At 60.8% G+C, this 18,777-nt stretch carries 17 protein-coding genes and 1 pseudogene; 8 read left to right on the plus strand and 10 right to left on the minus strand.

The features are described 5' to 3' along the window. Positions 1 to 27 precede the first annotated feature (27 nt). Positions 28 to 447 (minus strand): annotated as a pseudogene (locus tag ACWA1U_RS05375) (hypothetical protein); the annotation flags it as partial. Next, positions 413 to 1,204, minus strand: coding sequence for an MBL fold metallo-hydrolase (locus ACWA1U_RS05380; protein ID WP_463724312.1), 792 nt, complete (start codon positions 1,202 to 1,204; stop codon positions 413 to 415). The gene ACWA1U_RS05380 and the pseudogene ACWA1U_RS05375, both read right to left, overlap by 35 nt. A 140-nt stretch (positions 1,205 to 1,344) precedes the next feature. Between ACWA1U_RS05380 and ACWA1U_RS05385 the strand changes: the two genes are divergently transcribed. Beyond that, on the plus strand, positions 1,345 to 1,611 hold the full coding sequence (locus tag ACWA1U_RS05385; RefSeq protein WP_463724313.1) for a metal-sensitive transcriptional regulator: 267 nt from the start codon (positions 1,345 to 1,347) through the stop codon (positions 1,609 to 1,611). A gap of 201 nt (positions 1,612 to 1,812) precedes the next feature. On the opposite strand, the gene ACWA1U_RS05390 is transcribed toward ACWA1U_RS05385, so the two are convergent. From ACWA1U_RS05390 to ACWA1U_RS05415, 6 genes are all read right to left on the minus strand, one after another. Further along, positions 1,813 to 2,838 carry an NAD(P)H-dependent flavin oxidoreductase gene (locus ACWA1U_RS05390; protein ID WP_463724314.1) on the minus strand — a complete coding sequence of 342 codons (1,026 nt, stop codon included), beginning with the start codon at positions 2,836 to 2,838 and terminating at the stop codon, positions 1,813 to 1,815. Then, positions 2,835 to 3,446 carry a flavodoxin family protein gene (locus ACWA1U_RS05395; RefSeq protein WP_463724315.1) on the minus strand — a complete coding sequence of 204 codons (612 nt, stop codon included), beginning with the start codon at positions 3,444 to 3,446 and terminating at the stop codon, positions 2,835 to 2,837. The genes ACWA1U_RS05390 and ACWA1U_RS05395 overlap by 4 nt, the downstream gene beginning before the upstream one ends. A 293-nt stretch (positions 3,447 to 3,739) precedes the next feature. Beyond that, positions 3,740 to 4,219, minus strand: coding sequence for a carboxymuconolactone decarboxylase family protein (locus ACWA1U_RS05400; RefSeq protein WP_463724316.1), 480 nt, complete (start codon positions 4,217 to 4,219; stop codon positions 3,740 to 3,742). Positions 4,220 to 4,444: 225 nt separating this feature from the next. Further along, complete coding sequence (locus tag ACWA1U_RS05405) at positions 4,445 to 5,275, minus strand: hypothetical protein (protein WP_463724317.1); 831 nt, start codon at positions 5,273 to 5,275, stop codon at positions 4,445 to 4,447. A gap of 422 nt (positions 5,276 to 5,697) precedes the next feature. Then, positions 5,698 to 6,927 carry an MFS transporter gene (locus tag ACWA1U_RS05410; protein ID WP_463724318.1) on the minus strand — a complete coding sequence of 410 codons (1,230 nt, stop codon included), beginning with the start codon at positions 6,925 to 6,927 and terminating at the stop codon, positions 5,698 to 5,700. Positions 6,928 to 7,302: 375 nt separating this feature from the next. Further along, positions 7,303 to 7,629, minus strand: a complete 327-nt coding sequence (locus ACWA1U_RS05415; protein ID WP_463724952.1) for a metal-sensitive transcriptional regulator — start codon at positions 7,627 to 7,629, stop codon at positions 7,303 to 7,305. A gap of 779 nt (positions 7,630 to 8,408) precedes the next feature. Here ACWA1U_RS05415 and ACWA1U_RS05420 point away from each other — a divergent pair. From ACWA1U_RS05420 to ACWA1U_RS05435, 4 genes are all read left to right on the plus strand, one after another. Beyond that, positions 8,409 to 9,188 (plus strand): alpha/beta hydrolase family protein, encoded by a 780-nt coding sequence (locus ACWA1U_RS05420; protein ID WP_463724319.1) that lies wholly within the window; start codon positions 8,409 to 8,411, stop codon positions 9,186 to 9,188. Positions 9,189 to 9,619: 431 nt separating this feature from the next. Further along, the gene (locus tag ACWA1U_RS05425; RefSeq protein WP_463724320.1) at positions 9,620 to 10,525 is read left to right on the plus strand and encodes a DMT family transporter; all 906 of its coding nucleotides are present in this window, start codon (positions 9,620 to 9,622) and stop codon (positions 10,523 to 10,525) included. Positions 10,526 to 10,655: 130 nt separating this feature from the next. Beyond that, on the plus strand, positions 10,656 to 11,063 hold the full coding sequence (locus ACWA1U_RS05430; protein WP_463724321.1) for a hypothetical protein: 408 nt from the start codon (positions 10,656 to 10,658) through the stop codon (positions 11,061 to 11,063). A 789-nt stretch (positions 11,064 to 11,852) separates the two neighbouring features. After that, the gene (locus ACWA1U_RS05435) at positions 11,853 to 11,984 is read left to right on the plus strand and encodes a hypothetical protein (protein WP_463724322.1); all 132 of its coding nucleotides are present in this window, start codon (positions 11,853 to 11,855) and stop codon (positions 11,982 to 11,984) included. A 731-nt stretch (positions 11,985 to 12,715) separates the two neighbouring features. On the opposite strand, the gene ACWA1U_RS05440 is transcribed toward ACWA1U_RS05435, so the two are convergent. Both ACWA1U_RS05440 and ACWA1U_RS05445 read right to left on the minus strand, forming a co-directional pair. Beyond that, positions 12,716 to 13,423, minus strand: coding sequence for a FadR/GntR family transcriptional regulator (locus ACWA1U_RS05440; protein ID WP_463724323.1), 708 nt, complete (start codon positions 13,421 to 13,423; stop codon positions 12,716 to 12,718). 105 nt (positions 13,424 to 13,528) lie between these two features. Then, complete coding sequence (locus ACWA1U_RS05445) at positions 13,529 to 15,262, minus strand: glycoside hydrolase family 13 protein (protein ID WP_463724324.1); 1,734 nt, start codon at positions 15,260 to 15,262, stop codon at positions 13,529 to 13,531. A 164-nt stretch (positions 15,263 to 15,426) separates the two neighbouring features. Here ACWA1U_RS05445 and ACWA1U_RS05450 point away from each other — a divergent pair, with 164 nt between their 5' ends. The 3 genes from ACWA1U_RS05450 to ACWA1U_RS05460 all read left to right on the plus strand — a co-directional run bounded on the left by ACWA1U_RS05450 (position 15,427) and on the right by ACWA1U_RS05460 (position 18,771). Beyond that, on the plus strand, positions 15,427 to 16,770 hold the full coding sequence (locus tag ACWA1U_RS05450) for an ABC transporter substrate-binding protein (RefSeq protein ID WP_463724325.1): 1,344 nt from the start codon (positions 15,427 to 15,429) through the stop codon (positions 16,768 to 16,770). Between the two features lie 88 nt (positions 16,771 to 16,858). Next, positions 16,859 to 17,824 (plus strand): carbohydrate ABC transporter permease, encoded by a 966-nt coding sequence (locus tag ACWA1U_RS05455; RefSeq protein ID WP_463724326.1) that lies wholly within the window; start codon positions 16,859 to 16,861, stop codon positions 17,822 to 17,824. Next, a complete protein-coding gene (locus ACWA1U_RS05460; RefSeq protein ID WP_463724327.1) occupies positions 17,821 to 18,771 on the plus strand; it encodes a carbohydrate ABC transporter permease in 951 nt (316 codons plus the stop codon). Before ACWA1U_RS05455 ends, ACWA1U_RS05460 begins: the two co-directional genes overlap by 4 nt. Positions 18,772 to 18,777 lie beyond the last annotated feature (6 nt).

Genomic DNA, 18,777 nt, shown 5'->3' on the forward strand with positions numbered 1-18,777 from the left:
TCCTTGACTGCCTCGCTGAAGATGGGGTGTCGGTGAACGTTTCGCGGCCAGCTGAGTGACCGTTAGGCTTTCCTGCTGCGCAGAGGTCAGCTCCTTTAGCATTTCTGTGACATCCGAGCCGATGAGACGGGCTCCCAGCAGCCTTCCGGTTCGGCTATCGCTGAAAAGTTTCACGAATCCTCCCGGTTCACCCACGGTGTTTGCCTTGGTATTTGCCGCGAGAGGGAACACCGTTTTGGTGACTTCGCTGTTGTTATGAGAGGCGTCAGCCGCGGTATACCAGGCGAGCCCAACTTTGCGGTCCAGCCAGCCATACCGAAGTGACCGAAGGTCGTGGGGGTTCTTCGGACTTGTCCACTGCCGGTCCTTGTGCGTCGTTAGGCGCGGCCGCAGCCTGTGCGGCGTCGGACGACTAACGGGTGGACAGGTCAATGCTGACGGTTTCACCCCGGCCGGCCACGTGCAACCGGCCCTCCAGGTCTGCGGCGGCGAAGGCGGTCCGCACTGCTCCGACGTCTTCGCTGAAGTGTGTCCAGCCCTCAACGTGGACGGGCATTACCTGGGCGCCGGCCAGGACCATGGCCGACTGCGCGGCGGTCTCGCCGGTGAGGGTGATCTCGGCGTTGTTGAAGACTTTCTGGCCCAAGCGGCCGGCACCGGCAAAGAGAATCGCAACATCGATGTTCGGGAACCGTTCTGCGATTTCCTTCACCAGATCTACCGAGGAGTTGTCGCCGCTGACGTAGACGGTGGGCAGGTTTTCACCGTGAAGGACGAACCCGGTGACCGTGCCGGTAAACGGCTCACACCCCTCGGGCCCGTGGCGGGCCGGCACGCCGGTAATGTGGACGACCTGGCCTGCGGTGCCAGAGACATCCACGGTTTGCCAGGCCTGCAGCGCTGTAGCCCACGGAATGCGTCCGGCGGCCTCGGGGGTTGATAGCACGAGGGCAACCTGAGCGGCCAATTCCCGTCCAGTCTCGTCAAAATTATCGACGTGCTCATCGTGGGAAAGGAGCACCACGTCCGGGTGGGGCAACTCGGAAGCCTGTAGCGCCGGTGCCGTGGTTTTAACCAGGGTGAACCCGCCTGGGGTTGGATAGTCACGGGGGAGGTCAAAAGTGGGATCGGTCATAAATGTGAGACCGGCAAGGCTGAATACGGCGGTGGGCCCGCCGACCATTGTGATGTCAAGCTTGGGCATATGGATGCTTCCTTTACGGGGAGGAGTAGTTCGGGTGTGCCGAGCATGGCACATACCCACGGGGTATGCAAAATACCCTACGGGTATATAGTGAGAGTCGTGAATTTGGTTGCCTATGAATCCCATATCAGGAGGACGTAATGAAAATGGACCCGGAGCAGATAACGCCGGTACTCAACCGCCTTAAGCGCGCCCGAGGGCAGCTGGACGCCGTAATCCAGTCAGTCGAGGACGGACAGGACTGTCAGGTAGCCGTGCACAACCTCGCCACTGTCTCCCGGGCTCTGGACAAGGCCGGGTTCGCGATTATCTCCAGTACCCTCCAGCGAATACTGCGCGAACCCGAAAAGCCCGCCACAGAGGAGGATATGAAAGTCCTTGAAAAGTTGTTCCTTTCTCTGGCTTGAAAAGTACCGGGATCCTGCGCTTTAGCCAGCTAGAACCACCCGACTGTTAGTCGCCGCAGGGAGATTGTGGGTTCACGACGCGGCAAATGAGCCTCTACAGCTATAAGCCAGACGAGTCGGTTACGAGATAGACGACCGATAGGCGCGGCGAACTCGAGCGGCAGTGTGTTGCCTTGCTTCCCTGACGCTGTGGGACGAAATTTACAGGAGGGATTGAATGTACTCGGCGGCTGATTGCTTGCGGGAGAGAGGTGCTGCCTGGCCGGCCCAGAGGTTGAGGTAGTCGCTGTTGCCGAGTCGAGCTGCTGCTTGTCGCAGTGTTTGCATCAATCCGTTTTGTACCGGGTAGTGCGGCACGGCGTTTTCCTCCGGGCCGAGATCGCGAATGAGGGCATTGAGGATTCCTCGACCATGTCGGCCAGAGAATAGGCGAGTCAGTACTGTGGTCTCCGCGTCCGAACTAGCCAGCTTCTCCCGGTGCACGTCGCTCGCGCCGGACTCGGTCGTGGCAAGGAAGCCAGTACCGATTTGTACTCCGTCTGCCCCAAGGGCACGGGCGGCGAGGACGCCGCGCCGATCCGCAATGCCCCCGGCAGCAATCACCGGTATGCGGACAGCATCAACGACTTGGGGGACAAGGGAAAAGGTACCTACGAGTGATTCCTGGACGGGGCGAAGGAAGGCGCCGCGGTGCCCGCCAGCATCGCTTCCGGAGGCTACGACGGCGTCAAGCTCTGATGCTTCTATCGTGCGGGCCTCAGCAACAGTCGTTGCGGTGCCGATCAGGAGGATGCCATCTTTCCTGGCACGGTCAATCGCCCACTGGGGCGGAAGTCCCATGACAAAACTGATGATCGGGGGTGCCGCAGTGAGAAGTGCATCAAGCTGTTCGTCGAAGTCTGGGACCTTGGCGAGCTCTCCGACCCATTCTATTCCCAGCTGGGCATATAGAGGGGCGAGCCGCTGGATATGCGGAGCGAGGTCGATGACGTCCTGTTCGCCAGGCTGGGGGACCCAAAGGTTGACCGAGAAGGGAGACGTCGTTCGTGATCGGATCGACTGCACCAGGGTTTGGATCTCTCCGGCGGGCAGGATGTGGGCGCCGAAGGACCCCAGTCCACCGCAATTCGATACGGCAGCAGCAAGTCCGACAGTAGAAAGGCCGCCCCCAAATGGGCCCTGAATGATGGGATGCGTGATTCGCAGCAGCTCGCTGACCCGGTTCACTGCTGAACCAGTTCCGCTGCTCCGTGACGCAACTGAACAGCAACTTCGGCGACCCGACGAACCACGTGCTCGGCAGTCTGCAGATCAGCGTCGGACGGCGCCATATCGGCACCGGCGTCCGAAGGGAATTGCGCCATCGCACCCAGGAAGCCGCCCAGCCAATTGAGATCTTTCACGCTTCCAGCTGATGAATACAGCCATGCTGGAGGCAGTCCAAGCGACACCCGCTGCATCCCGTGCTGCGCGGCAAGCACTGAGAGAGAAGTCAACGTGTTGAGGTTGTAACCGTTGACGCCCGCGGAGTTCGTAAGATCAGCAGCGGCCCTGTCTTTCCACCCCTGCACCGCCCACACCCCTCCGCTTGCTTCCGCAAACGCCTGGAAGACAGGCGTCTGACTCCCCGTGTAGGTAGGAGTTCCGAAGATGATTGCATCTGATGCAGCAAGACCCTCCCACAATTCATCGTTGAAATCAGCCATGTTATACATGACGGCGCCGATTTCGGACGCCTGTCGGGCGCCCGCAACGACTCCTTGCGCATAGCGTTCTGTATGTCCGTATCCACTGTGGTGCGCCACTGCGACCGTGACGCTTTCTTCTGTATGCATGCTGACCTTCTTTCTGCTCTTTGTAATTGAGGGTGTGTAGCCGGGGTGAGCGGGGTTGGCGCGTCGGTCGCTGGATAGAGGTCCTGCAATCATGCGGTATCTGACCCCACCTACACTCTCGGTTGCGATGAGCCGATTTCCCCACTATGCAGAGCGACCCCACCGGAAAAGAGGGTTTGAGGCAGGGATGTTGATTCGATGCCTGCTCGAGGTCAAATACGGCGCAATGAGCGCTGGAAGGGTAGCCTTCAAAGCGCCGTTTGAGCTTCTTGAATTGGCTTGACCAGGCTTTTTCATGATTTGGGCATTCGGCCAGAGGAGGGGCGGGGCGGAGTCAGGCCGGCAAGGAGGTTAAACGCTCCCGTGAGGATGTTCAATGACACGACGCCGACAACATCGGTGATCTCGCGTTCGCTGTAGCCGTGATCGTACAAGGCGAGGATCTGCTCGTCGGTGATGGACGTCGGCTCCCGATAAACCTGAAGCCCCAGGGTGATCATCCCCGCGACACCTGGGTCCGCTGATGTTCCGGCCCGGGCGCGATCGATTTCCTCGTCGTCGATCCCGAGCGCGGAAGCGGCACTTATGTGTGATTCCAGGCACAGGCCGCATCCTTGCTGGGTTTGGACAGCGATCGAGACTAGTTCGCTGACCTTCCGACTGAGCTTGGTCCGCTTCATGGCACGGCTGAGCTGCAGGTAACCGGTCAGGACGGCGGGGGAGTGCGCCATGGTTGCGACCATGTCACCGATCTGGCCGTGTCGGGATACCAAATCGGTCAGCATATCGCGGGAGGCACCCGTCGCTGTCTGGGGACTTAATCGAGTGAGGCGAGGCATTTTGACCTGATTCTTTGGCGGAATGTGCAAGGCGATGAAGTTGTGAGGCGGTGGGGCATCGTTAGGCCGATGGTCGGGGCCCGGGCCTCTGGCCCTGTCAGTGTCTGGCGGCCACATCGGGTCTCCAGATGTGTGTGCGCCCACTGGGCCCTGGTTACGTCAGAACGTGACGGCCGCAGGCACGTGTACGGTGAACTGTGCGGTCCGGACGGTGTCCTCATGTTGGAAGTCCAAGTGGAGGCGGTAGGTGCCGCCCGATGGGGCGATAGCGAAAAACGATACCTTCGGTCCAGGCTTGGTCTGTCCGTCGCCCGGGCCGCCTTCCGGGTGTACGTGGAGGTAGGCGAGATCGCCCTTCCGCAGTGCTACCAGGTGACCGAAAGCTCCCAGATAGGGCTGGAGATCGGTCACGGGTTGGCCGTTCCTGCTGACTGTAAAAGTCAGTTCGGTGGCCTCGTTCGCCACGAGCTCCCCTTCGAGCGTCACGGTGTAGCTATCCAGCTGCACCGTCCGGTCCGCAGTAGGTAGCTGATGCGGCTCATACATGCCGCCGACGGAGGCATCGATACCCAAGGTCATCGGCTGACCGTGCCCGGCAGGGTGGAAGTCGGCGAAAATCCGCCAGACACCCGGGTTCAGATTCAGGTCGATGATCCAGGTTCCGGAAGCGTCCCTCATCGGATGCACGTGCTGGAAGTGGGCCATATCGCGGCGGACGGCGATCAGGTGCAGTTCCTTCTCATGCGTGTCCTGGTATTCAGTGACCGGCTGCCCGTCCGGTCCGATGATCCTGAAGCTAACGGTCTGTAGCCCGCTACCCAAGATCGGGGCATCCAGCTCAAGAGTGTAACCATGCTCGGACACGAGCACTCCGCCAGGCTGGGTACTGCCATGCCCGGCATGGGAACCCAGATCGGGGTCGGCACTATGTCCCTGGGAGCTGCTACCCGGGTGGCTTTCGTGGTTTGTGTGATCGAGTTCGTTCGTCATGTCGTTCCCACCTTTTGTGTTGTCGGCTCTGTTTCAAGGAGCTGTCCGCCAGATATAGACGGCGACTCCTATTTGCTCCTTAGGCCGGCGCCCCTCCGAGAGCTTCTATCTAATACGAGAACCATATACCCCCCCAGGGTACTTGGCTACCCTCCCCGCGCACCTCCTATAAGTGGCCATGATGGAGCACGAGAATCCGCCAACGAGGTCCGCTCGTCGGCGGTGAGCAGTGAACCCGTTGCGCGAAGGCGAAAGTCACGGATGGCCGTCACGACGCTCGCGTGGGTCGACCATCCGTCCGGTAACCCTCATCGAGGTCATCTCAGTCGGAGTGGCGGCTCTCCACAACCTAAAGGTGGCAATATCCCGTGTGTGGTGAGAGTAACGTTCCTCACTCGTGGCTGTCCCAGCGTGTTCTAGCGTCAAGTGAGGTGGGCATTGACTTTGGGTTCGATTTGGAGGGTGCTGCAGGCGCACCCGCCGCATGGGCATGTGCTGAGTGCCATTTGGATTGAGGTCGTTGAGGATGCTCGAATGCGCGTGAGAACGATGAAAGCCACGCCCCCAGCCGCTGCCGTGGTCACGGTGAGAACTGTGCCGTAGCCCAGCGCGTTGTGCAGCAATCCCACTCCGGCATATCCGGCGCTACCCAGGCCTGAGGCCAGCCCGAGGATCCGGGCCACGGCTGGGCCGGCTGAGGTCTCGTCGTTTTTACGTGCGCTTGTCACTAGGAGTGGAAGGCTGCCTGACAGACCTGTCCCGGCCACGGCCATTGCTGCCGGCACAAAGTGGGGGGGCAAGTGTGGGATGACCAGCGAAGCCAATATTCCCGCAAGACAGGCGGACAGAATGACCGGACGCAGTGCGGTGCGTCGAACCCAAAGGGCGAGGAGAACTCCTCCCAGCGCCGCGGCCGTGCCGTAGGCGGCGAGAGAGTAGCCGAGTAGCGGGTTCGTTGACCCTATCTTGTCTGCCAGCAGCAGCGGTGCACTGGCCATGACGGTGACTCCAACCAAAGCAAGCAGCGCGCCGGCAAACACCGGCACGACAACCGACGTTTGACCGCGACGCTCAATCGTCCTATCGGCACGGCGGTCGCGTGATGGCTTGGTGCGCATCAGCCGTGATAGCAGAAGTGCGGCCGTCACTGCCACCAGGGGTACAGCGAACGGAACAGCAGCGGCGCCGCCGAAGGTATCAATTCCACTGAGCACAGCGACAGGCACGAGAGCCGAACCAACCATTCCTACGGCCGAGAACACGGCAAGTGACATGGATTCCTGACCCTCCGGTGCCGAATGCACAGCCAGCGCACCGGCCGCCGGGTGGAACAGTGCCGACCCTATGCCGCCCACGGCTACTGCTGCGATGGCGAGGCCAGGCTGGGTCACAGCGGGGAGCAAGCCATAACCAGTGGCTGCAAGAGCCGAGCCGATAATTGCCACGCGCCCGTCGCCGAACCTCGAGGCAAAGCGGGCGCCCAAAGGCTGAAGCAGCGACGACGAGGAAAAGGCCACCGCCACGAGCAGACTCAGCATCGCCGGCTCAGCACCAGTTTGGTCACGGATCACCGCTTGAAGCGAGATGACGCTACTAGCAAGTCCGTCAACGAATAAATGGACGGCGCCCAAAGCCGAGGATACTACTCCCACCGATGTCAGTATGCTGCGACTGATACGCATCAAGACCGGTCCCTTTCTCCGGTTGGTCACGGGAAAAGTTCAATGACGGGAACCAGGACGATGAATTTTCTCGCTGTCCCTTCTGATGAAACCCCAGAAGGTAGATCCGATTACATCCCACCGGGGTACCTGCACCACGTGACGCTGGGCTTGAGCTGAGGTGACGGATCGACGTCGAACTGCTCACTTATGAACAGCGAAAGAGACTGATCGCGCGTCGTAGTCATTCATCCTTGGTGAGCAGCACCGGAATCAGACATAGGAGTATTCAAACTCGGGGATTGGCCCGGTCTTTGTATACGCCGGTCGGGTCGCAGCGGCGAGAACTCTGCAGGGGATTGCGCGTCAGGATCTCACGAGGCGCGCAATGGCGTCGGAGGCTTCCTGAAGTTTGGCCTTTGCCTCGTCGCCGCCGGTGGCCGCTGCGCCGACTACACAATGGCCTATGTGTTCATTCAGCAGCCCAAGAGCCACTGATTCCAACGCGCTGGTCATGGCCGCAATTTGCGTCAGGATGTCGATGCAGTACTTTTCATTTTGAACCATTCCTTGCAGTCCACGGGCCTGACCTTCGATGCGCCGAAGCCGCCGCTGATAATCCCCCTTGTTGGAGATATATCCATGGAATCCGCCGTGCTCGTCCACGCCGGATGCAGTTGTTTCTGTCGCTATTGTCAAGGGAGATTCCTCTGCTCGCAGGGTTGCTTTGGCGCCGCCGACTCAGATGCGGTGTTATAGAACGGTACCCCCCTATGGTATACGTGTAAAGGGGGGTAGGTTTGCCGTGAGCCAGGTTCCGATGAGCCTAAGATGGCACGGTGGCACCGCCTTCACCTGGAATGTGCGTACATGGACAAGGGTCTTGGCCCTGATCTATTCCAGCCTTCTCTATTAGTTTGTTTGACATCGATACCCCCGGCCCGTATGGTGTCCGGTAGCTACATACCCCCTATGGGTAAGAGGAAGGGTGATAGTAATTATGACCATGACTCGTTTTTAATTAACGGAATAAAGCACTGCGTTCTCGAGGCCCTCAACTCGGCGGCAAGCGGGAGAAGTGAGAATTCAAGAGCCTCTGAGGCCATCGCACGCCCGGTCCGCTCCTACCGCTTTCGTTACTACTTCAGGGGAAGGTCGGATGGCCCCGCTACTAGACCGTGGGCAGGGATGCTCACGAGTTATCCCGGCGGCGTCGGAGGGCAGCGCAGCTCCCGGCGCCGCCGGGGACATGTAACTCCCACGGCCCGCAGAACATAGCAGGGTTTGGCATCTCGCCCTCTGAGCGTCCTGGGACATCAGGTTGCAGAAACAATGAACGACGGCGCGTACACGAAACTGGAAGGACCCACAGATTGACCGGTAGAGCTCTGACAGTTCGCTGTGAAGACGGCTACGAACTCCGAGGACACATCTGGGAACCTTCCCCCCTCGACGGGCAATTGGCCGGCCGGGTGGTCGTCGTCGTTGGTGCCACCGGAGTTTTAGCCTCGTATTATCACCGCTACGCCTCTTTCCTTGCGGAAAACGGTTTTACCGCCATTACCTTCGATTACCGTGGGATCGGGCAATCCAGGGAAGCGGACATCAAGAACCTGCAAGCCACTTGGTATGACTGGGGACTGAAAGACATTGACGCAGTTCTTCATTGGGCCTTAGACAACATCAGTCAAGACCTTCACGTCGTTGGCCATAGCTTTGGCGGATTCGGCGTCGGTCTGGCAAAACACGGTCAACAGGTAAAACGACTTTTAACCGTCGGCGCTCAACACGCCTACTGGAGGGACTACCGCCCCGGACACCGGCTGCACTCCTGGTGGCGTTGGCACATCGTAATGCCAGCCATAACGCTTTGGCACGGTTACTTCCCTGGCAAGAGTCTCGGATGGCTCGAAGATCTGCCCAAAGGCGTTGCCCTGAACTGGGCTAAAAGCCCTAGAGACTTCCCTGCCGGGGCAGGCCCTATGCGGAAGGTGTTGAATGAACATCAGACCTCCTTTACAGCTGCGACCCTTGCCGTTTCCGCAACTGATGATCCGTTCGCATCCGAGGACGCCATTATGCGGGGACTGAATTACTATCCGAACAGCCCCGCCATGGTTGTGCGGCTAAATCCCCAGGACCTCAACAGCACCGAAATCGGACACTTTGCCCTCTTCCACGGCCGCTTCCGTGGCACATTCTGGACCGGAACCCTCCAATGGCTCCGCGACGGATCTAATCCCTGGGCCTAAGTACCACTAAAGCTGTGGGTGGTTGCTCCCGGCGTGTCCGCTATTCGACTTGCAGGCGCCGAGACACTACCGAATCTAGGCCCGGTACCGTCTCGGGGATTTGCAAAAAGGGAAGAGTGATGAATATGGGTTCACGAAATACCCGGACCACCGTTTCTGCAGTGGATCGCTTGACTATATTCGGCACATCACTCGGATGCACCTCCGGAAATGAAACGTACCCGGATCGGTCAAGTGTGTGGGTCCGGCAGTCACAAGGAGGCAATCTGCGTAGACTAACGCTCCTTTGGGCGGCGGGTACCCATCTCATTGCACCCCCCACCAAGTTTCCGGTCTCGTGATGCTTAAGGCAGGGTCTTAGTGTGAGTGTCTCACCTCAATCGGGTATGCACGGATCCGATAGTGGAAAGCGGGAAAATCAGGTGCGGACGATGTGGGATGGCCGCCTCGCGGTGCCTGGAGCTTTGCTGTTGGTCGGATTGCTGTGGGGAAGCTCATTTCCCCTCATTGCTGTGGCGGCACCGACATTTGGAGCTGTTGGTACGACGCATGGACGACTCATCGTCGCAGCGTTGGCGCTGGCGCTTATCGCGGCTTCCACCAGGGCAACCTGGCAGGCCGTGGGGCGCCAATTTCCTTCATTTTTGATACTGGCGGCCCTCAACGTCGCCGGCCCTCTCACGCTTGTCGCCACCGCAATCGTAGGGCTCAACTCGTCCATGGCATCGATCCTAAACGCCACGACCCCGATGTTTTCCGTATTCATCGCTGGATTTTGGCTTCGACAGAGGATCACCTGGCGCAAACTGTTGGGCGTTGTAATAGGCATTACCGGTGTCTGGGTGCTCGTCGGAGGGGCACCCTTGCAGATGGACAGCCGTGCGATGCTGGCCGTCGGCGCATCTTTGATCGCGGCGATGCTATATGCGTTCGGAGGCGTGTATACACGAAAGGCATTCCAGGCCACGCCCCCCATGGCGGTGGCCCTCGGTCAACAGCTTGCTGCCGCCGCTCTGCTAGTGCCGGTGACAGCGATCGCGCCCCCACCTGGGCCAATCAGCTCCGGGCCGCTAATCGCATTGATTTTCCTCGGACTGGGGGCTACCGCAGGCGGTTATCTGATCTACTTCTGGATCATAAGCCAGGCAGGGCCAGTGGCGGCTTCAGCGGTTACTTTACTGGTCCCGATCTCGGCCTCAACCGTTGGGGTGCTGTGGTTGGGTGAGCCCGTAACTTCGGGACTCGTAGTCGGACTTGTCATCATTCTTTCCGGGGTCGGACTGCTCATGGATTTCCCGCGCCCCACAAGTGATCAAAAGGTAGCCGTCACTGACTGAAATCAAACAACATCGGATCACGACGTGGAAAAGTGAGGGGCACCGGACTTAACATGACGTGCATCCTGCAACACCCGGCGTGCCTGTCACCCTAAATGTCACGGGCTCGCTTTGCCTAAAGCTGCTACCGGTGCCGATCACAAGAGCCGCAGCGCAAAAGTGGCTCGATGCATACGTGGCGGCGTGGGAGTTCTTCGACGATCGAGCGATTGCGGATCTTTGGTCGGAGGCAGCGGAGTGCCCCATCGCGGGGTACAACTTGGCCTACGTTCCCAAGGAGTATGTGTGTCCGGTTTCCTCTACCGCATCGGTAGGTTTTGAGGCGACAGCTAGCACGCTTGTCCTCGACATGGCAAAGACCCGCCGAGTCATGTCGACGGTCGCTCTGAGCGATCATCAGACCTGGGCGCACGTCGCCCGTGAAGCCTCAGGTGTATTCGGTGCTTGGTCGAAGGCCACTGAAGCTGAGCCAGGTCCCCTGGTTCATGCCTCGCGGGTACTGGCCCGGTCCGCACGCAGGTCCGGGGGTGAACTTTAGCGACCCGTGAAGCCAGGACTACGGAAGTGGGCACCACAGCATTCCTTCTCGCGGCTTCCACGGCCCGTCTCCGGTCGCGCAAACGCTTATCATGCAGCAGATGCTCCGCACCATTCGCCTCCTGCACGACATGTAACGCAGCAACTAGGAGCTGCGCGAAGAAGCCCTCCTGACCGAGACGGTGCGCGAACACCTGAGCATCGTCCGAGCGCCGCTGCTCGACGTCCGTGAGCCGAGGTTGCCGGGACCGGAACACACCGTCGGTGTAGAGCGAAAGGCGGTGCCGTTTCTGACCGAAGACACGCCCCCGCAGCGGGTACAGCGACCATCTGAGAACTACGAGACAGATCTGCACATGCGGGAGCAGGGGATATGGAGATAACGCATGGAACACGACACACCCGATGGGGCAGAGGGCCTGTTCCGGCCACAGTAGCAGTCGGCCCTTGCGGTCGCAGGAAGACTGGGCGAGATACTCGCTCGGCAACGGGCAGAGCGGAATGAGCAGATGTTGCGGGCGCAGGACGCCGAGCGTCGACAGCTCCAGGAGCGATTCGAAGCCGAACGAGCCGTCATGCGAACCCAGCTCGGCGCTGTCTACCAACCATAGTTCCGGGAAGCCGCGAAATCCGAGGACATCGCCTCCCAGTATGCCCTGGCCCAGCAGTGGGAGCAGTTCGACGACATGGCACGTCTGTCCCCCGCGAACACATGCACGACGAAATCCGGACACGGTGCAAGCGTCCTCCTCGAGGAGTACTCGAGGAGGACCGACAGGCACCACGGCAGGTGGCAGCGGACGTTACCTCTGCCGGACAGGAAGCGGCCATGGATCGGGAGGCGCAGCGCGACCACGCAAAGGCCGAGCGGCAATCAGCGGTCGTCGCGACCAGGGACTTGCAGAACGACGTCGACACATAGAACGCAGCATCGACCGCCGAGGAGCTGTGGGACTCAGGGGATCGCAGGGCTAAACTCGCGGAATTTCTCACCAAGCGGGTCGGGACTACGGACATCGGGCGGGAAGGTGTCGCCGCTGCGTTGGCAGCCACCTCAGCAATGGAACCCCACCATCAGCTGCAGTGTAAGCCGGTAAACGATCCTTTTCGCCGCCAGGAAACTCCAGAACCAGAGCGCAAGAAGGGGCGGGGATTCGGCCGCGGCTAGGCGAGACCGAAGAAGCCAGCGGCGAGAAGAGGGCGACCAATTGGTCGCCCTCTTCTTGCTGCAGCTACTACAGCTGCAACAACACCCTCATCGGCTGAAATCTGGAACTTCAGCTGTGAACAACATCCCGTTGGAAGCCCGGTCGCGTGGATGTGAGCGAGGACGTCGCACACCTACGCTTGAGGATGCCAGAGCAGGCGACCGTTTACGCGATGGTGCGCAGACTCGCGCCGTTTTGATTTGCCAAAGCGTGCAATTTTTCGGGCAGCGCGATAGGTCGCATTGTCGCAGTGCTGATGCGGGCTAAGTTTTCGACAGCTCCAACCACATCGGTGGAATCGGCGCGTCACCTGTGAGCTCAAAGGTCTGCTCGGCGGCTCGGAGACCAAATTCGTCCTTTAGGCGTAGCAGGTTGTTGTTCCCCCATGCCGCGCAAAACCGCAGCGCCAGCAGGCACCTCCCGGGCTCGCCCGCGTTTGCGGTTATCAGTTCGAGGCTGCTTCGTTCGCAGCGTTGGTGGCTGCCGTGGCCTGCCGCAGCCACTGTTCCACGCCACTGATGTGCACGGTGGTGAGCGCCCGTGCAAGTTCGGCGTCGCCCCGGGCAAGTGCGTCGACAATTGCATGGTGCTCTGACAGAGTGCGCGCGACGGCCTTGTCCTGGGTGATGCCACGCCACACTCGGGCGCGTACGGTACGGCTGGACAGCCCGTCCAGCAGGCTGCAGAGGTAGTTGTTCCCTGCCGCAGAGGCGATCATGCCGTGGAACTCGAGGTCATGAGCCACCAGATCCTCTACGGAGGTGTCCTTCCGGGCCGTGGCGATGGACTTCCTGAGAATTTCCACCTGTTCTTCGCTAATCCGGGATGCGGCCATTGCCGCCGATGCAGGCTCGAGAATGCGCCGCACCTCAAACAGTTCCAGAACCGAGTCGTCCTGGTGCAGGTCCACGACGAAAGCGATGGCCTCAGTCAGCAGCTGCGGTTCGAGGCTGGTCACGTAGGTGCCGTCTCCGCGGCGTACGTCAAGCACGCGTATGAGGTCGAGTGCCTTCACAGCTTCGCGAAGGGAGCTGCGGGACAGACCCAGCCGTTCGCTGAGCTCCTTCTCGGGCGGAAGGCGGTCTCCCGCCTTCAACTCGCCCGAAAGCAGCATCTCTTTGATCCGGACGATCGCTTCATCTGTTACGGCCATGGTCTTATTCTATTGGTCTGATGTCTCTGCTGGGCGAAGTAGCCGTTGGGCGGCTTCAAAGCTTCCGGCCAGCCTCCTGAGAGACCGGCCGGAAGCACGAGGCTTCTAGGCCTCCAGCCATACCGCCCTGTCAACTTGCAAAGCACCGTCCACCACTGCGTCTTCCGCACTCGACAGCACGACGACGCCGGCAGGAACCGCTACGGGAGCCTCGCTCATGTTGACCAGCACCGTGAGGCGGTTGTTCGTGAAGGCGAGGACGCCGTCGTCGGGCAGGTGCTGCGCCGCCCACTCGAGTGAGCCGCGGCCCAACGCCCTGGCGGCGCGTTCGGCGAGTGCCCCGGTCACGAGGGAATGGGTGGACCCAGGCTGACCCACCTGCTGATCAACCGCGTACTGCGCAAAGTCCGCTGGCTGGGGGAGCCATGGCGGAACTGGCGCGCCATCGTCGTTCGTGCTGAAGCCGAAGCCCGGGGCGTCCGCCGTCCAGGGGAGGGGAACCCGACATCCGTCGCGCCCCCGCTCTGCACCATCGGTGCGGAAGAACGCGGGGTCCTGGCGGGCGTCGTCGTCGAGCGTGGTGTGCTCGGGAAGGCCGAGCTCGTCGCCCTGATAGAGGTAAGCCGACCCAGGCAGCGCCAGCATCGCAAGAAGGGCAGCCCTGCCTCGGCGCAGGCCGAGCGCGGCATCCGGTTGCTCGTCGCGGGCGCTGATCCCCTTCGGAAGCAGGGTGGGGTCCGTGAGGCCGAATCGGGAGGTGTGGCGCACGGTGTCGTGGTTTGAGAGCACCCACGTGCTCGGTGCGCCAACCTTGCCGGCCTGCGCGAGGGACTCCACGATACTTGCGCTCAGGCGTGACGCACTCCAACCAGCGCGTAGAAAATCAAAGTTGAACGCCTGCTGCATCTCGTCGGGGCGCACGTAGTGGAAGAGCCGTTCGGCCGGCTCCACCCAGGCTTCCGCCACCAGCATGCGGTCCCCCGGATACTCGGCCAGGACCCGGTTCCACTCGCGGTAGATGGCGTGGACGCCGGGTTGGTCGAAGTATGGTGCGGTCGGTTCGCTGGCTTCTGCCTCTTCGGTGGCGTCGGGTGTCTCCACGTCACCGACCATGCTCTCGCGGCCAGACCAGTCAGGGAGGCCGTCCGCCTTCACCAGTCCGTGGGCCACATCGATCCTGAACCCATCCACGCCGCGGTCCAGCCAGAATCGGAGCACCGAGATCATCTCTTCATGGACTTCAGGGTTCTCCCAGTTGAGGTCCGGCTGCTTGGTGTCGAACAGGTGGAGGTACCACTGGCCGTCATCGGGGCGCGCGCTGTCTACGCGCGTCCATGCATTGCCTCCGAAAATCGACTGCCAGTTATTCGGCGGCAGCTCACCGTCCTCACCGCGCCCGTCACGGAACATATAGCGGTTCCGCTCCGCAGAACCCTTCGGCGAATTGAGGGCAGCCTGGAACCAGACGTGCTCATCCGAAGTGTGGTTGGGCACCAGATCCACGATGACCTTCAGCCCGCGGGCGTGCGCTTCGGCCAACATGACGTCGAAGTCCTCCAGCGTGCCGAAGCGGGGGTCGACGTCGCGGTAGTCAGCGACGTCGTACCCCGCGTCCGCCTGTGGCGAGACATAGAACGGTGACAGCCAGACGGCGTTGACCCCCAGATTCTGCAGATAGGGGAGCTTGCTGGTGACGCCGTGTAGGTCACCCATGCCGTCACAGTTCCCGTCAGCGAAGGAGCGCGGGTAGATCTGGTAAATCACTGCGTCTTTCCACCAGGGTGACAGTTGCTCGAAGTGATCATCGGTGATCGAAACGGCGGGCTTTGAAGCAGTCATGAAAATCCTCTGCGGATGGTCGGTCACGATTGGATATCGACAGCCTAAACGGGCTGCCATTTGTGTTGCGTGTCACAACGTAAGCGCTTACATTCAGGGTATCAAGAGGCGAGGCGGCAGCTCCTCATTGGTGTGCCTGCTGCCAGACAAAGGAGTCAATTTCCATGGCGATAAATCGCGGTAAGAAAGCAGTGCTGCCAATAGCGGCGCTCAGCATACTGGCGCTCACCCTCTCCGCCTGCGGCGGCAGCGAAGGTGACGGAGGCAGCGAGGAACCAGCTGCTGAATGTGCCGATTACGGGGACTACGGCACGTTCGATGGTGAAGAGGTAAGCGTCTACTCCACAATCACCGACAGCGAACAGGATCTGTTGGAAGCATCCTGGGCGGACTTCTCGGAATGCACCGGCATCGAGATCTCCTACGAGGGCTCGAATGAGTTCGAGACCCAGGTGCTTGTCCGCGCCCAGGCGGGAAACCCGCCCGACGTCGCAATCTTCCCGCAGCCGGGCCTACTTGCCGCACAGGCGCGTGAGGGTTACCTCAAGCCCGCGCCGGCCGAGGTTGAAGCCCTGGTCGACGAAAACTGGTCTGAAGACTGGAAGGGCTACGGAACGGTCGACGACACGTTTTATGCGGCTCCCATGCTGGCCAGTGTGAAGGGTTACGTCTGGTTCTCGCCCGCCACATTCGAGGAGAACGGCTGGGAGGTTCCCGAAACCTGGGACGACATGATGACGCTGTCCCAGACCATCGCAGACAGCGGCCTGAAGCCGTGGTGCGCAGGTTTCGAGTCCGGTGAGGCAACAGGCTGGCCGGGAACTGACTGGATCGAGGACGTAGTCCTCCGCCAGGCAGGCCCTGACGTCTACGACCAGTGGGTCAACCACGAAATCCCGTTCAACGATCCACAAATAACCGAAGCCTGGGACACCGTGGGCGAAATCCTCAAGAACGATGAGTTCGTCAACGGTGGATTCGGTGACGTGCGGTCCATCATCTCCACCAACGTCGACGTGGCCGGCGATCCCGTTGCTGCCGGCGAGTGCGCCATGTACCACCAGGCAACCTTCCAGGCCGCGAACTGGCCCGAAGGCACCGACATCTCGGAGAACGGCGACATCTGGGCGTTCATCACCCCTGGTGAGGAAGCTGGCTCCTCGGCCATCACCGGCGGCGGCGAGTTTGTCGCGGCCTACAACGAGGGCGATGCAATCACCGCATTCCTGAGCTACATGGCTTCGGCGGAGTTTGCCAACAACCGCGTTGAGCAGGGCGGTGCCATCAGCGCCAACCGTGGGCTGGACGCCTCCCTCGCTTCGAGCGACCTGGACCGCCAGTCCATCGAACTGCTGCAGAATGAAGAGACGGTCTTCCGCTTTGACGCATCCGACCTCATGCCGGGTGCCGTAGGTGCCAACTCCTTCTGGAGCGGCATTGTCGAGTGGATCAATGGCAGCGAGACCGAAGAAGTAGTGGACACCATCGAGAGCAGCTGGCCCGAGTAGCTCCTCTCCCAAGAACCCGGCGTGCCACTGGTCCAGTGGCACGCCGGGCCTTTCCTGACTCTTCTTCATCTCTAAAGGAGGCTGTGCCATGGAGGATCTCGGAGAGAAAATCCTGCAGGTAGTAATTGCCCTCGCCCTGTTCGCCGCCGTCATCGGACTGATCATGCTGCTGGTGGACCGGGCACCCAAGTCCTTCCGCGACAAGGCAACCGTCATCGGATTCCTGGCTCCGGCCGCGATCCTCCTGGTCGTCGGCATGGTCTGGCCTGCGGTGCAGACCACTTTCCTCGCATTCACCGACCGCAGCGGGAACGTCAACGGGATGGACAACTTCGTCTGGATGTTCACCGAGCCCACGGCCCTGGTGACGCTCCGCAACACGGTGCTGTGGGTGATCCTTGTGCCCACAATCTCCACGATCGTGGGCCTGGTCTACGCCGTCTTCATTGACAAGGCGCGTGGGGAACGCGTGCTGAAAGCGCTCGTCTTCATGCCGATGGCCATCTCCATGGTGGGTGCGGGAATCATCTGGAACTTCATGTACGCCTACCGCGGTTTGGAGCAGGACCAGATTGGGCTGGTTAACCAGATCCTGGTGTGGTTCGGCGGCGAGCCCCAGCAGTTCCTGCTTGATGCACCCGGTAACACCTTCTTCCTCATCGCAGTGATGGTGTGGATCCAGGTGGGCTTCGCCATGGTGGTGCTCTCGGCAGCCATCAAGGGCGTTCCAGCGGACATCATTGAAGCGTCCCGGCTGGACGGAGCTTCCGCGTGGCAGCAGTTCTGGTCTGTCACCATTCCCTCAATCCGTGGGGCGCTGATCGTGGTTGTCACCACCATCACCATCATCACGCTGAAGGTTTTCGACATTGTGCGCACCATGACCGCTGGCAATTACGACACCTCGGTTGTCGCCAACGAAATGTACACACAGGCCTTCCGGGCAGGCGAGCCGGGTCGTGGCGCTGCCCTCGCGGTGATGCTGTTCCTGATGGTGCTGCCGGTAGTGCTCTACAACGCACTGCAGCTCAAGAAGCAAAGGGAGATCCGATGACCTCGACCCCAGCCATACCGGCTATGGCCGCGAACGAACCTTCCAATGTCCCCGAGCCACCCATCACCAGGCGGGTCAAGAACAAGCTGACCTCGCGCGGCGCCACCATCGCGGCAATCATCATCGCGGTGGTCTGGACCGTTCCTACTTTCGGGCTATTCGTCTCGTCCTTCCGCTCCGAAGAGGTCATCAACGACACAGGTTGGTGGAACAGCTTCGGCAGCTTCGACTTCACGCTCCAGAACTACGTCGACGTGCTTGGAGACGAGGGGAGTTCGTCCTCGAACCTCGGCCAGTACTTCGTCAACTCACTGGCGATCGTGATTCCCGCGACGCTGATCCCGCTGGTGATCGCCTCGATGGCGGCCTACATTTTCGCGTGGGGTCGGTTCAGGGGCAAGGACGGAATGTTCGTCTTCATCTTCGCCCTGCAGATTGTGCCCCTGCAGATGGCATTGATTCCGCTGTTGAGCCTGTTCGTCAACCTCCGGATAGGGGAAGTCCAGCTGATTCCTGCGGGCTCGTACGCGCAACTGTGGATTGCGCACACGATTTTCGCACTTCCACTTGCCATCTTCCTGCTGCACAACTTCATCGCCGAGATTCCAGGTGAGGTGATCGAGGCAGCAAGGGTCGACGGCGCGGGCCACGCCACCATCTTCTGGCGCATCATCATCCCGTTGTCGGTGCCGGCGCTCGCTTCCTACGGCATCTTCCAGTTCCTGTGGGTGTGGAATGACCTGCTGGTGGCGCTGGTGTTCTCGGGTGGAACGGCCGACGTCGCACCGATCACCCAGCGCCTGGCTGAACTTACGGGAACCCGTGGAGGCGAGTGGCACCGGCTGACGGCGGGTGCGTTCGTCTCGATGATCGTTCCGCTGCTGGTGTTCTTCGGGTTGCAGCGGTACTTCGTCCGCGGACTTCTGGCGGGTGGCCTCAAGGGCTGATGCAAC

The sequence above is a fragment of the Arthrobacter sp. TRD_SC_6 genome, from assembly GCF_055361185.1.